This window comes from Streptomyces sp. NPDC054770 (assembly GCF_053611985.1).
Genome location: NZ_JBSHBL010000040.1, coordinates 1 through 12713, shown reverse-complemented (window position 1 = coordinate 12713; position 12713 = coordinate 1). Strand labels below are relative to the sequence as shown.

14 protein-coding genes are annotated in these 12713 nt (G+C 71.2%); 9 read left to right on the top strand and 5 right to left on the bottom strand.

Features of this window, described 5'->3' with window-relative positions; all coding sequences use genetic code 11:
- The first annotated feature begins 212 nt into the window (after positions 1-212).
- Both ACWGKQ_RS30015 and ACWGKQ_RS30010 read left to right on the top strand, forming a co-directional pair.
- Positions 213-1118: a metallophosphoesterase family protein gene (locus tag ACWGKQ_RS30015; RefSeq protein ID WP_453295125.1), complete on the top strand. Its 906-nt coding sequence runs from the start codon at positions 213-215 to the stop codon at positions 1116-1118.
- On the top strand, positions 1066-1746 hold the full coding sequence (locus tag ACWGKQ_RS30010; RefSeq protein ID WP_453295124.1) for a 4'-phosphopantetheinyl transferase family protein: 681 nt from the start codon (positions 1066-1068) through the stop codon (positions 1744-1746). The genes ACWGKQ_RS30015 and ACWGKQ_RS30010 overlap by 53 nt, the downstream gene beginning before the upstream one ends.
- Before the next feature lie 14 nt (positions 1747-1760).
- Here the strand turns inward: ACWGKQ_RS30010 and ACWGKQ_RS30005 are convergent, their stop codons facing one another.
- The 3 genes from ACWGKQ_RS30005 to ACWGKQ_RS29995 all read right to left on the bottom strand — a co-directional run bounded on the left by ACWGKQ_RS30005 (position 1761) and on the right by ACWGKQ_RS29995 (position 3413).
- A complete protein-coding gene (locus ACWGKQ_RS30005; RefSeq protein ID WP_453295195.1) occupies positions 1761-1988 on the bottom strand; it encodes a hypothetical protein in 228 nt (75 codons plus the stop codon).
- 158 nt (positions 1989-2146) lie between these two features.
- A complete protein-coding gene (locus tag ACWGKQ_RS30000; protein ID WP_453295194.1) occupies positions 2147-2710 on the bottom strand; it encodes a toxin-antitoxin system, toxin component in 564 nt (187 codons plus the stop codon).
- Positions 2711-2756: 46 nt separating this feature from the next.
- Complete coding sequence (locus ACWGKQ_RS29995) at positions 2757-3413, bottom strand: helix-turn-helix domain-containing protein (protein WP_453295123.1); 657 nt, start codon at positions 3411-3413, stop codon at positions 2757-2759.
- A 252-nt stretch (positions 3414-3665) separates the two neighbouring features.
- Between ACWGKQ_RS29995 and ACWGKQ_RS29990 the strand changes: the two genes are divergently transcribed.
- The gene (locus ACWGKQ_RS29990) at positions 3666-4337 is read left to right on the top strand and encodes an MmyB family transcriptional regulator (protein ID WP_453295122.1); all 672 of its coding nucleotides are present in this window, start codon (positions 3666-3668) and stop codon (positions 4335-4337) included.
- A gap of 67 nt (positions 4338-4404) precedes the next feature.
- Here the strand turns inward: ACWGKQ_RS29990 and ACWGKQ_RS29985 are convergent, their stop codons facing one another.
- Together ACWGKQ_RS29985 and ACWGKQ_RS29980 are read right to left on the bottom strand one after the other, a co-directional pair.
- The gene (locus ACWGKQ_RS29985; RefSeq protein WP_453295121.1) at positions 4405-5184 is read right to left on the bottom strand and encodes a cache domain-containing protein; all 780 of its coding nucleotides are present in this window, start codon (positions 5182-5184) and stop codon (positions 4405-4407) included.
- Between the two features lie 38 nt (positions 5185-5222).
- Complete coding sequence (locus tag ACWGKQ_RS29980) at positions 5223-5963, bottom strand: FadR/GntR family transcriptional regulator (RefSeq protein WP_453295120.1); 741 nt, start codon at positions 5961-5963, stop codon at positions 5223-5225.
- A gap of 123 nt (positions 5964-6086) precedes the next feature.
- Here ACWGKQ_RS29980 and ACWGKQ_RS29975 point away from each other — a divergent pair, with 123 nt between their 5' ends.
- The 6 genes from ACWGKQ_RS29975 (at position 6087) to ACWGKQ_RS29950 (ending at position 12619) form a co-directional block, all read left to right on the top strand.
- The gene (locus ACWGKQ_RS29975) at positions 6087-7118 is read left to right on the top strand and encodes an ABC transporter ATP-binding protein (RefSeq protein ID WP_453295119.1); all 1032 of its coding nucleotides are present in this window, start codon (positions 6087-6089) and stop codon (positions 7116-7118) included.
- Positions 7119-7158: 40 nt separating this feature from the next.
- Entirely contained in the window at positions 7159-8361 is a 1203-nt protein-coding gene (locus ACWGKQ_RS29970) for an ABC transporter substrate-binding protein (RefSeq protein ID WP_453295118.1), read from the top strand.
- A 3-nt stretch (positions 8362-8364) separates the two neighbouring features.
- Entirely contained in the window at positions 8365-9228 is an 864-nt protein-coding gene (locus ACWGKQ_RS29965; protein ID WP_453295117.1) for an ABC transporter permease, read from the top strand.
- Positions 9229-9256: 28 nt separating this feature from the next.
- On the top strand, positions 9257-10072 hold the full coding sequence (locus ACWGKQ_RS29960; protein WP_453295193.1) for an ABC transporter permease: 816 nt from the start codon (positions 9257-9259) through the stop codon (positions 10070-10072).
- Between the two features lie 57 nt (positions 10073-10129).
- A complete protein-coding gene (locus ACWGKQ_RS29955) occupies positions 10130-11125 on the top strand; it encodes a LacI family DNA-binding transcriptional regulator (protein WP_453295116.1) in 996 nt (331 codons plus the stop codon).
- Between the two features lie 141 nt (positions 11126-11266).
- A complete protein-coding gene (locus ACWGKQ_RS29950) occupies positions 11267-12619 on the top strand; it encodes an ABC transporter substrate-binding protein (protein WP_453295115.1) in 1353 nt (450 codons plus the stop codon).
- Positions 12620-12713 lie beyond the last annotated feature (94 nt).

Here is a 12713-nt window from a genome sequence, read left to right as displayed (position 1 = left end):
TTTTCCTGCACCGTCCACGCCGGTTTCCTTGACGGCCCGAAACCGGCCGGGGGACCGGCGCGGGACGGGCTCCGCACCGGCTCCGGACCGGCTTCGGACCGGCCCTGGACCGGCCGGGTGGTGGCCGGCGGGCCGTCGGACGGGTGGTCTTGTTCCCGGCCCCCGAAGTGTGTTGTGGTGGGGGCCGACGACATGATCGGAAGGGGTACGGGGTGGAGTCCACGGCCGGTGCCGGGCAGTTGCTGGCCATCAGCGACCTGCACATCTCGTACCCGGAGAACCGCGAACTCGTCGAGAAGATGCGTCCGGAAACGGACGAGGACTGGCTGATCGTCGCCGGTGACATCGCGGAGACCGTCGCCGACGTCCGCTGGACGCTGGAGACCCTCGCGGGCCGCTTCCGCAAAGTCCTGTGGGCGCCCGGCAACCACGAACTGTGGACCCACCCCAAGGACCCGGTCACCCTGCGCGGAGTCGCCCGCTACGACCACCTCGTCGACCTCTGCCGGGAACTGGGCGTGGTCACCCCCGAGGACCCCTACCCGGTCTGGGAGGGCCCCGGCGGACCGGTCGTCGTGGCACCGCTGTTCCTGCTGTACGACTACTCCTTCCTGCCGGCCGGCTGCGCCACCAAGGAGGAGGGCCTCGCCTACGCGCACGGCACCGGTATCGTGTGCAACGACGAGTACCTGCTGCACCCCGACCCCTACCCGACCCGCGAGGACTGGTGCCGGGCCCGGGTCGAGGCCACCGAGCGGCGGCTCGCCGAACTGCCCGAGGACCTGCCGACCGTGCTGGCCGGCCACTACCCGCTGGACCGGCACCCCACCGACGTGCTCTGGTACCCGGAGTTCGCCATGTGGTGCGGCACCACCCGCACCGCCGACTGGCACCGCCGGTTCCGCGTCGCGACCATGGTCTACGGCCATCTGCACATCCCCCGGACCACCTGGCACGACGGGGTCCGCTTCGAAGAGGTCTCCGTGGGATACCCCCGCGAGTGGCGCAAGCGGTCCGGGGAACCGGGCCGGCTGCGCCGCATTCTGCCGATGGAGGTCGGAACCGGTGATCGAGGAGCTGCTCCCGGACTCGGTGGTGGCCGTGGAGATGCTCGGTGACGAGGCGATCCGCGAGGCCCCGCTCTACCCCGAGGAGGCGGCGCTGGTCGCCCGCGCCGTGCCCAAGCGGCGCCGTGAGTTCTCCGCCGTGCGGGCCTGCGCCCGGCGCGCCATGGAGAAGCTCGGGGTCCCGCCGCAGCCGATCGTGAGCGGCGAGCGCGGCGCCCCGCGCTGGCCGGACGGGCTGATCGGCAGCATGACCCACTGCGAGGGCTACTGCGCCGCCGCCCTGGTCCGCGCCACCGACCTGGCCTCCCTCGGCATCGACGCCGAACCGCACGCCGCGCTCCCCGAGGGCGTCGCCGAGTCCGTGCTGCTGCCCGCCGAGCAGCAGCGGCTCGCGCGGCTCGCGGCCGAGCGGCCCGGCGTGCACTGGGACCGCCTGCTGTTCAGCGCCAAGGAATCCGTCTACAAGGCGTGGTTCCCCCTCACCGGGAAGTGGCTGGACTTCATGGAGGCCGACATCGAGCTCGTCCCGGAGCCCGGTGAGCGGCCGCACGGCGTCCTGCGCGCCCGTCTCCTGGTCCCCGGCCCGGAGGTCGGCGGGCGGCGGCTGGAGGTCTTCGAGGGCCGCTGGAGCGTGGGGCACGGCATGCTCACCTCGGCCGTGGTCGTGCCGCACCCCTGACGCGCCGCGCCGGCTCAGGTGGGTGGGCACCAGTCGTGCAGCAGCCGGAAGAACGCCTCCTCGTTGCCCGCCAGTCCGGCCCCGGCCAGGGCCTCCTCGGCCTCGGCGAGCACGGCCGGCGGCACCACGAGGGGGCGAGGTCCTTCGGGCGGTCCGTCGAAGGCCGCGCGGACGGTGTGCAGCAGCCGCAGATAGGCCTGGACGGCGGCGCGTTCACGGTCGGTCAGTACGGCGGTGTGCATCGGTCGGCTCTCCCCGTCGGTCGTCGTGGTCACGCGCCCGGACGGCGCGGGCACACCGGGCATGCGGTGCGCACCCCCCAGCTTGCCGTCCGCCACTGACAACGCCGTCCGACCACACTCCGGTTCGCCCACTCAGCGGACGCCCGGCCGGACCGGGCTCACTTCCCCAGGTACCCCAGCGACGCCTCGATGCGGCCCGCCACGTCGTGCCGTCGCACCGGGCCGCGCAGCGCCGAACCGGCGAGCCAGGTCCGGCACTTGCTGGCCAGCAGCAGTCCGAAGGTCTCCGCGTCCCGTTCCTCGGCCCGGTCGAAGCGGGTGCGGGCGGCCACCCGCTGGACGGCCGCCTGGAGCGCGGCCTGGTCGGCCTCGGTGCCGGTACCCGAGCCGGTGCCGGTGGCCGCGCCGAGGAGCCGCGCGGCCACGCCGACCCCGTCCATGTCATGGCCGCAGTGCTCGGCGTGCATGTGCCACAGCTCGTGGCCGAGGATCACCAACTGGTGGTCGGGCACGGTGCGTTCCTCGACGACGACCAGGTCGCGGTCGGCCAGGTCGAGCCAGAGCCCGCTGGCCGTGCCGGGCGGGAAGACGGCCGTACGGAACTGCACGGGGCGGCCGCGGCGGCGGCTCAGCGCGTCGCACAGCGCCCGGTACAGCTCCTGCGGCGGGGCGGGCGCGGGCAGGGTCAGCTCCCCGACCAGCTCACCGCTCAGCCGGCGCATGTCCCTGCCGATGCTCACTCTTCTCCCTCGGCTCACGACTCTCGGCTCACGACTCGGGCCGCTTGACGCTCTCCAGGAGCATGTCCAGCCACTCCGCGACCTTGTCCCGGTGCTGGTCGGTGGGCAGCTGGGCGGCCCGCCAGGCGATACCGCGCACCCCGTGGTCCTGGAGCAGCCGCTCCAGCGGGTCCTCCACCGCCTCGGCCGCGGCCCGCTCCCGGTCGGCCAGCTTCTGCAGCAGCTCCTGCTCGACGCGCTGGAGGGCACCGGCGAGGGCCTCGGGGTCCTCGGCGGTGAGGAAGCCCGCGTGCACGCGGAAGTAGCGCTGGAGGGCGTCGCAGTGCTCCATGGTCGGCCGCCGGTCACCGTTGATCAGGGCGCCGGCCTGCTGCCGGGACATGCCCGCGCCGTCGGCGATCTCCTGCTGGGTGTGCTTGCGGCCGTTCGGCTTGAGCCGGGTCCGGCGCAGCAGGCCGAGGCGTTGCAGGAAGCGGGCCTGGACATCGGGCTCGCCCGCCGGGAGGCCGGTCAGCAGGGCCCGGACCACGGGCTCGGGGACACCGCAGGCGAAGGAGAGCCGTCCGACGTGGAAGACCTCGGCGTGCGGGACGCCGAGCCGGTCGGCGAGCGCGGTGACGCGGGCGACGGCGGCCGGCAGCTGGGCGGTCGCCGTGGCGCCCGGATCCTCGTAGCCATCCGTCACCGACAGAACTCCTACGTCTCTCAGGGGAATCAGGGGCTTCTCACAAGCGGCGCCGCGAACTTCCCGGCACCGGCAGGGAACCTCCCGGAGATTAGCGGGTCGTTCGAACTCACATCCAGGTCTCGCCACAACTGTGGCCAATTTCGGACGTCAACAGGCATGAAATGCCACGATAGTTGACATGACTCAGGGTGGGGCAGCAGGATCACATCGCCGCGAGAAGGCCGCATAGGCAAGAGGGGTGACCTCCCGATGGCATATCAGGCAGGTGGGCGGCGGCCGGCGCCGCGGCCCGTCCCCGAGGGCCTGGAGGCCCAGGCGTATCTCCAGGACTACGCGTTACTCCTGGACGCGGTCCCCTTCCCGTCCCTGGTGGTGGACCACCGCTGGGACGTCGTGCTCGCCAACGGCGCGTTCGAGACACTTTTCCGGGCGGTCGCCCCGCATCCCACCGCGATGCCCGGGGACAACTTCCTGCGTTTCGTCCTGTTCCACCCGGATGCCGGAACGATTCTCGGCGCCCACGAGGCGGGCTGGTGCCTGCCGATGCTGGCACAGTTCAAGACCACCCTGGAGTGCTACGGCCACGACCACGAACTCCAGTCGATCCGCCGGGAGATCGCCCAGGATCCCCTCATGGAGGCCGCCTTCCGGCAGGGCCTGCCGCACTGGCTGCGCGTGGTCGGCGAGGACGGCGCCCAGCTCGACGGGGCCGTCCGGCTGCTGCTGCACCCGGACCCGCTGCTGGGCACCACCGAGTGCCGGGTCGTCGGCGAAACGCCCAAGACCCTTCAGGACATGGGCTACGCGCGTTACACCCTGGTGCTGCGCGCCGCCCCGCGCCCCGCAGCCGCCCCGCGCCGCTCCCGCCGGCCCGGCGGCCTGGGTGCCCATCTGACCGTCGTCCCGGTTCCCGAAGGCTGACCCGGCACCGCCGGCGTTCAGGTCGCCGACGGCGCCGGGCCGGACGCCGGCGTCGCTCCGTCCCGGCTCATCCCCCGGCCACGACCAGGACCAGCGGCACGCCCCGGCACGGCACCAGCCGCATCCCGCCGAACGCGCCCGGCCGCCCGCTCTCCAGGACCGCCGCGAAGTCCGGCCCCTTCACCAGCGAACCGGCCAGCTGCGCCGGGTCCGCCGACGCCGCCACCCGGCCGCGGGCGTTGACCAGCCGCGCCGGTCCGGGCAGCGAGCGCAGCAGTGGCAGCGCGGCCGTCTCGAAGTGCCGCAGATACACGTCGGCGGCGGCCACGCCCAGGAACCGGCCGCCCACCTCCACGGGCGCGGACAGCGTGAGGCTGTACTCGTCCGAGCAGAGGTAGTCCACGTACGGCCCGGCCACCGCCCGCCGCCCGGTGTCCCGGGGCAGCGCGAACCAATCCCAGTGCGTGTAGTCCGAGTAGGCCGAGGTGCGCGGGTCCAGGTCGAGGAGCAGCGGCCGTACGTCCCCGCCGGCGTCGCTCTGCCACCACTCCAGCCAGGCCGGGACGTCGGCCAGCACCCCGGGCGCGGCCACGAACCCGACACCGGAGACCAACTCCTGCCGGGTCAGGCGCAGATGGAGGCCGGGGCGCAGTGCGGCGAGGTCGGCGGTCACCGGCCGGCGGTCCTCGGCGGCCACCCGGGCCAGCAGCGCGGCCGTGTCGGCACGGGTGGCCGCGACGGCGTCGAACACGGCCTCCAGGGCATGGCCGACCCGCTCGGCCACATACTCCTCGGCGGCGTCGAGCGTGGCCGTCACCGGACCGGAGGGGACGGTGCTGCGGCTCATGGTGCCCTCCAGCGGACGGGGGAGCGGGCGCGGCGCGGCTACAGGGCCAGCCGCAGGGCGATGAGCCGTGCCGTCGAGTCCCGTACGCACCGTTCGGCCAGCTCCCTGGCCGATGCGTGCGCCCCATCCTGCACGGCGGAGATTACGGACCGGTGACGGTCCGCCACCTCTTCACGATATTCGTCGTCACCGAGCACAAGGCACAGCAGCGCCCCGACCTCCGTCTGCAGCGCGACCTGTTCCCGGGTGAGCCGGGCCGACTGGGCGGCGGCGGCCAGCTCCACGTGGAAGCGGCCGTACACCCGGCTGCGGGCCGCCGCGTCCGGGGCCCCGCGCAGCTCCTCGGTGGTCCGGCGGAGCTGGTCGAGGTCGTGGTCCTCGGTGCGCTGCGCGGCGAGGTGGGCCGCGGTGCCGGACAGGGCCGCCCAGTGGTCGCCGAGGTCGCGCAGCTCCTCGGGGCTCCAACCGCACAGCCGCTCCGTGAGCCGCTCCCGGTCGGGCACCTCGGGGGAGGAGACGAAGCTGCCGCCGCCGCGGCCCCGGCGGGTGACCACCAGGCCCTGCTGGCGCAGCGCCATCAGCGCCTCCCGCAGGGTCACCGTGGACACCCCGAGCTGCCCGGCCAGCTCGGTCTCGCCGGGCAGCTGCTCACCGTCGGCGAGCAGGCCGAGCTCGATGGCGTCGCCGATCCGGCGGACCACGGCGGTGACCCGGGCCCCGCTGTCCACCGGGGCGAAGACGGCCTTTCGGGCGCCGCCGTCCGTCTGCTGCTGTCTCACGGCCCACCACCCTATGCGTTGACCCAAGCTTTACCTCAGAAGGGTCTTGAGCTTTGAACTATGACTTCATATCTTTCCGGTCACCAGGTGCAACGCAAGAGAGCGGCAGAAAGGTTCCCGCCCATGGAGGCCAGTGCGATCCGGTTGCGGGATCTGCGGAAGTCGTTCGGCGACACGACCGCCGTGGCCGGGGTCGACCTGGAGATCAGGGACGGCGAGTTCTTCTCGATGCTCGGCCCCTCCGGCTCCGGCAAGACCACCGTCCTGCGCATGGTCGCCGGCTTCGAGAGCCCCACCTCGGGCACGATCGAACTCGCCGGACAGGACGTCACCCGCCGCGCCCCCTTCGAACGGGACGTGCACACCGTCTTCCAGGACTACGCCCTGTTCCCGCACATGACCGTCGAGCAGAACGTCGCCTACTCCCTCAAGGTCCGCCGGATCCCCAAGGCCGAACGCCTGGTCCGGGCCCGCAAGGCCCTCGCCGAGGTCCGCCTCGAAGGCTTCGGCGGCCGCCGCCCCTCCCAGCTCTCCGGCGGCCAGCGGCAGCGCGTCGCCCTGGCCCGCGCCCTCGTCGGACGCCCCCGCGTCCTGCTCCTCGACGAACCCCTCGGCGCCCTCGACCTCAAACTGCGCGAACAGATGCAGATCGAACTCAAGGCCCTGCAACGCGAGGTCGGCATCACCTTCGTCTTCGTCACCCACGACCAGGAGGAGGCCCTGACCATGAGCGACCGCGTCGCCGTCTTCCACCAGGGCCGCATCGAACAGGTCGGCACCCCCGCCGAGATCTACGAACGCCCCGCCACCTCCTTCGTCGCCTCCTTCGTCGGCACCTCCAACCTGCTCACCGGCGAGGCCGCCGTGCGCGTCCTCGGCGAGAGCGGCACCCACAGCATCCGGCCCGAGAAGATCCGGGTCCTGAAGGAGACCGCCGACCCGGACGAGGAAGGCCACGCCACCGCCGTCGGCACCGTCGCCGAGGTGGTCTACCTCGGCGACGCCACCCGCTTCCTGGTCGACCTGGACGGCGGCGGCCGGCTCACCGCGCTCCAGCAGAACCTCGACACCTCCGCCGAGGACGTCGCCGCCTACCGCGGCACCCGAGTCCGGCTGCGCTGGCAGCGCCGGCACACCGTCCACGTCCCCGACTGACCCGCCGTCCCTCACGTCCGGATCCGCCGTCCCTCACGCCATGGAGTACGTCGTGCGCCTCACCCGTCCTCTCACCGCGGCCGCCTTCGCGGCGCTGCTGCTGGCCGCCACCGCCTGCGGCTCCTCCGGCTCCGGCTCCTCGACCGGCCTCAACCCGCCCGACCTCAAACCCCTCGCCAAGCTCGGCAAGTCCGAGGGCGAGGTCAACCTGATCGCCTGGGCCGGCTACGTCGAGGACGGCTCCGACGACCCCAAGGTGGACTGGGTCACCGACTTCGAGAAGCAGACCGGCTGCAAGGTCAACTCCAAGGTCGCGGCCAGCTCCGACGAGATGGTCAAGCTGATGAAGACCGGCCAGTACGACGCCGTCTCCGCCTCCGGCGACGCCTCCCTGCGCCTGATCGCCTCCGGCGACGCCGCCCCCGTCAACACCAAGCTCGTACCGAACTACAAGGACATCTTCAGCGGCCTGAAGAACGGCGCCTGGAACTCGGTCAAGGGCCAGATGTACGGCATCCCGCACGGCCGCGGCGCCAACCTGCTGATGTACAACACCCAGAAGGTCAGCCCCGCCCCCACCTCCTGGTCCGCCGTCTTCGACGACGCGGCGACGTACAAGGGCCATGTGACGGCGTACGACTCGCCGATCTACATCGCCGACGCGGCCCTGTACCTCAAGGCCACCAAGCCCGAGCTGAAGATCAAGGACCCCTACGCGCTGGATCAGAAGCAGTTCGACGCCGCCGTGGCCCTGCTGAAGAAGCAGAACGCGGACATCGGCGAGTACTGGAGCGACTACCTCAAGGAGATCTCCGCCTTCAAGAGCGGCGACTCCGTCATCGGCACCAGCTGGCAGGTCATCGCGAACCTGGCCGCCGACGAGGGCGCCCAGGTGAAGGCCTTCGTACCCAAGGAAGGTTCCACCGGCTGGTCCGACACCTGGATGGTCTCGGCCAAGGCCAAGCACCCCAACTGCGCCTACCAGTGGCTCAACTGGATCGTCTCCCCGAAGGTCAACGCCGAGGTCGCCGAGTACTTCGGCGAGGCCCCGGCCAACGCCAAGGCCTGCGACCTGACCGCCGACAAGAACTTCTGCGCGACCTACCACGCGGCCGACGAGAGCTACTGGAAGAACATCGCCTTCTGGAACACGCCCATCGAGCAGTGCCTGGACGGCCGCACCGACGTCAAGTGCGTGCCGTACGCCAAGTGGGTGCAGGCCTGGACCGAGATCAAGGGCTGACCCATGGCCCTGCTCACCCGGACCGCGGGCGCGCTGCACCGGCGCCCCCGGCTCCGCCTCGCCCTGCTGCTGACCGCCCCGCTGCTGTGGCTGGCCGTGCTCTACCTCGGCTCGCTGGCCGTGCTGTTCGTCTCCGCGTTCTGGACGACGGACTCCTTCACCTCCGAGGTCGTCAAGGTCTGGTCGACCGACAACTTCCACGAGCTGTTCACCACCCCGGTGTACCGGCAGGTGATCCTGCGCAGCGTCGGCGTCGCCCTCGCGGTGACCGCCCTGTGCGCGGTGCTCGCCTTCCCGGTCGCCTTCTACACCGCCCGGATCGCCAAGCCGAGCCGGCGCCCGCTGCTCGTGGTCGCCATCCTCACGCCGCTGTGGGCGAGTTACCTGGTCAAGGTGTACGCGTGGCGGCTGATCCTGTCCGAGGGCGGCCTCGCCGACTGGCTGCTCAAGCCCTTCGGACTGAGCGGGCCGGGCTTCGGTCTGCCGGCCACCGTGCTGACCCTGACCTACCTGTGGCTGCCTTACATGATCCTGCCGATCCACACCGCGCTGGAACAGCTGCCCGACAACCTCCTCGACGCGTCGGCCGACCTGGGCGCCCGGGCCGGGCGGACCTTCCGGTCCGTGGTGCTGCCGATGGTGCTGCCCTCGGTCGCCGCCGGCTCGGTGTTCACGTTCTCGCTGAGCCTCGGCGACTACATCACCGTGCAGATCGTCGGCGGCAAGACCCAGCTCATCGGCAACCTCGTCTACGCCAACATCGAACTCAACCTGCCCATGGCCGCCGCCCTCGCCACCGTCCCGGTCGTCGTCATCGTGCTGTATCTGCTGGCGATGCGGCGGACCGGGGCGTTGAGCAGCCTCTGACGACAGGGTGCTATGTCACATGTCACACATGACACTCTCCCGGCCCGCCCGTATCGCCCTCCGCGCAGCCGCCGCCCTCGGCTTCGCCGTCATCTACGTCCCCCTGCTCCTCGTCCTCGTCAACTCCCTCAACCCCGACCGCAGCGCGAGCTGGCCCCCGCCCGGCCTGACCACCCGCTGGTGGTCGGCCGCCTGGCGCAGCTCCGGTGCCCGCGAGGCGTTGTGGACCTCGGTCAAGGCGGGGCTCGGCGCCACCGCGATCGCCCTGGTGCTCGGCACCCTGATCGCCTTCGCCGTCGCCCGGTACCGCTTCTTCGGCCGGGACGCCCTCTCCTTCGTGGTCGTGCTGCCGATCGCGCTGCCCGGCATCGTCACCGGCATCGCCCTCAACTCGGCGTTCAGCACGGTCCTCGAGCCGCTCGGTGTCGGGCTCGGCCTGTTCACCGTGGTCGTCGGGCACGCCACCTTCTGTGTCGTGATCGTCTTCAACAACGTCGTCGCCCGGCTGCGCCGCACCTCCGGCAGTTACGAGGAGGCGGCGGCCGACCTGGGCGCCGACACCTTCCGCGCCTTCGTCGACGTCACCTTCCCGCTGGTGCGCTCGGCGCTCCTCGCGGGCGGACTGCTGGCCTTCGCGCTCTCCTTCGACGAGATCGTGGTCACCACCTTCACCGCCGGTCCGGGTGTCCAGACCCTGCCCCTGTGGATCTTCGACAACATGACCCGCCCGCAGCAGGCGCCGGTGGTGAACGTGGTGGCGGCCGTGCTCGTACTGCTCTCCGTCGTCCCGATCTACGTTGCGCAAAGGCTGTCGGCGGACACGGCGACCGCCAGCCGCGTGTGATCCCGACCTTAGGGCGTTACGCAAAAAGCTTGCGAATCTTGCGCTAGGCTTGCGTCCATGACGCGACGACTTGCGGAAGTAGCCAAAAAGGTCGGGGTCAGCGAGGCCACGGTCAGCCGGGTGCTCAACGGCAAGCCGGGGGTCTCCGAGGCGACCCGGCAGGCGGTGCTCTCGGCCCTCGACGTGCTCGGCTACGAGCGCCCCACCCAGCTGCGCGGTGAACGCGCCCGACTCGTCGGTCTGGTCCTGCCCGAGCTGCAGAACCCCATCTTCCCGGCGTTCGCCGAGGTCATCGGCGGCGCCCTGGCCCAGCTCGGCCTCACCCCGGTGCTGTGCACGCAGACCAAGGGCGGGGTCTCCGAGGCGGACTACGTGGAGTTGCTGCTGCAACAGCAGGTCTCCGGTGTCGTGTTCGCCGGCGGTCTCTTCGCCCAGGCCGACGCGCCGCACGACCACTACCGGCTGCTCGCCGACCGCAACATCCCGGTGGTGCTGGTCAACGCGGCCATCGACCATCTCGGCTTCCCCGGTGTGTCCTGCGACGACGCCGTTGCGGTGGAACAGGCCTGGCGGCACCTCGCCTCCCTGGGGCACGAGCGGATCGGACTCGTCCTCGGCCCCGCCGACCACATGCCGTCGGCCCGCAAGCTGGCCGCCGCGCGCACCTTGGGGGACCTCCCGGACGCCAACGTGGCCCGGGCCATGTTCTCGATCGAGGGTGGTCACGCGGCCGCCACGCGCCTCATCGACCAGGGGGTCACCGGCATCATCTGCGCCAGCGACCCGCTGGCGCTGGGGGCGATCAGGGCGGCCCGCCGCAAGGGCCTGGACGTCCCGTCCCGCGTCTCGGTCGTCGGCTACGACGACTCGGCGTTCATGAACTGCACCGAGCCCCCGCTCACCACCGTCCGCCAGCCGATCGAGGCCATGGGCCGGGCCGCCGTCGAACTGCTGAACGCTCAGATCGGCGGTGCGGTGGTCCCGGCGGAGGAGTTGCTGTTCGAGCCGGAGCTGGTTGTCAGGGGGTCGACCGCGCAAGCGCCGAAAGCCTGAGTCTCAGTAGATCCCATCTGCTGTCGAATAATTACAGATTCTGCGCGACATCTTGCGCGGCAGTGCTGCCGGTGCTTGAGTGTGCGGCGCCCACCGATCCCGGTGCGGCGCCCAACTGCTCCTGTTCTGGGGGGTCCACCGATGTCCAGCACCGGGTTCCGCCGTGCTCTCGTCGCGTTCGGCGTCTGTTCCTCGCTCGCGCTCTCCGCCTCGGCCTGCGGGTCGGGTGACGACGACGCGGGCAGCGGCAAGACGCGCATCACCGTCAACTGCGAGCCGCCGAAGAGCGCCAAGCTCGACCGGTCGTTCTTCGAGCAGGACATCGCCGCCTTCGAGAAGAAGAACCCGGACATCGACGTCGTCGCGCACGACGCGTTCCCCTGCCAGGACCCGAAGACCTTCGACGCCAAGCTCGCCGGCGGCCAGATGGAGGACGTGTTCTACACGTACTTCACCGACGCCAAGCACGTCGTGGACATCAACCAGGCGGCCGACCTCACGCCGTACCTCAAGGACCTGAAGAGCTACGACACCATCCAGAAGCAGCTGCGGGACATCTACACCGTCGACGGCAAGGTCTACGGCATCCCGCGCACCGGCTACTCGATGGGCCTGATCTACAACCGCAAGCTCTTCCAGCAGGCCGGTCTCGACCCCGACCAGCCGCCGACCACCTGGGACGAGGTCCGCGCGGACGCCAAGAAGATCGCCGCGCTCGGCAACGGGACCGTCGGGTACGCCGACTACAGCGCCCAGAACCAGGGCGGCTGGCACTTCACCGCCGAGATGTACTCGCAGGGCGGCGACGTGGTGTCGGCCGACGGCAAGTCGGCGACCGTCGACACCCCCCAGGGCCACGCGGTCCTGCAGAACCTGCACGACATGCGCTGGACCGACAACTCGATGGGCAGCAAGCAGCTCCTCATCATCAACGACGTCCAGCAGATGATGGGTTCGGGCAAGCTCGGCATGTACCTCTCCGCACCGGACAACATCCCGATCCTGGTGAAGGAGAAGGGCGGCAACTACAAGGACCTCGCCCTCGGCCCGATGCCCGGCGGCCAGGGCACCCTCATCGGCGGCGACGGCTACATGTTCAACAAGAAGGACACGCCCGCCCAGATCCGGGCCGGCCTCAAGTGGCTCGACTCCATGTTCCTCACCCCCGGTGACGGCTTCCTCGGCGACTACGCCCGGGCCAAGAAGAACAACGCGCCCGTCGGCCTGCCCGAGCCGCGCCTGTTCACCGGCGCCGCCGACGCCAAGGACCAGGCGGTCAAGAAGGCCAACGCCAACGTGCCGGTGGAGAACTACCAGGCGTTCCTGAACGGCAACCAGTCCCTGCAGATGAAGATCGAGCCGCCGGACGCCCAGCAGATCTACTCCGTCCTCGACGGCACCGTCTCCGCAGTCCTCACCAAGAAGGACGCCGACATCGACCAGCTCCTCAAGGACGCCAACGACAAGATCAACGGCATCCTGGCCCGGGGCTGACCGCGATGACCAAGACGGCCGCACGACGACCCGCCGCCACGGCGGCGGTCGTCGTACGACAGGCCCCGGCGCCGCCCCCGGCAGGGGACCGGAG

Coding starts and splice junctions, on each gene's coding strand:
- ACWGKQ_RS30005 (WP_453295195.1), bottom strand. CDS start 1,988: ATGCACACCGCCGTACTGACCGACCGTGAACGCGCCGCCGTCCAGGCC.
- ACWGKQ_RS30000 (WP_453295194.1), bottom strand. CDS start 2,710: ATGCGCCGGCTGAGCGGTGAGCTGGTCGGGGAGCTGACCCTGCCCGCG.
- ACWGKQ_RS29990 (WP_453295122.1), top strand. CDS start 3,666: ATGGCATATCAGGCAGGTGGGCGGCGGCCGGCGCCGCGGCCCGTCCCC.
- ACWGKQ_RS29985 (WP_453295121.1), bottom strand. CDS start 5,184: ATGAGCCGCAGCACCGTCCCCTCCGGTCCGGTGACGGCCACGCTCGAC.
- ACWGKQ_RS29975 (WP_453295119.1), top strand. CDS start 6,087: ATGGAGGCCAGTGCGATCCGGTTGCGGGATCTGCGGAAGTCGTTCGGC.
- ACWGKQ_RS29970 (WP_453295118.1), top strand. CDS start 7,159: ATGGAGTACGTCGTGCGCCTCACCCGTCCTCTCACCGCGGCCGCCTTC.
- ACWGKQ_RS29965 (WP_453295117.1), top strand. CDS start 8,365: ATGGCCCTGCTCACCCGGACCGCGGGCGCGCTGCACCGGCGCCCCCGG.
- ACWGKQ_RS29960 (WP_453295193.1), top strand. CDS start 9,257: ATGACACTCTCCCGGCCCGCCCGTATCGCCCTCCGCGCAGCCGCCGCC.
- ACWGKQ_RS29955 (WP_453295116.1), top strand. CDS start 10,130: ATGACGCGACGACTTGCGGAAGTAGCCAAAAAGGTCGGGGTCAGCGAG.
- ACWGKQ_RS29950 (WP_453295115.1), top strand. CDS start 11,267: ATGTCCAGCACCGGGTTCCGCCGTGCTCTCGTCGCGTTCGGCGTCTGT.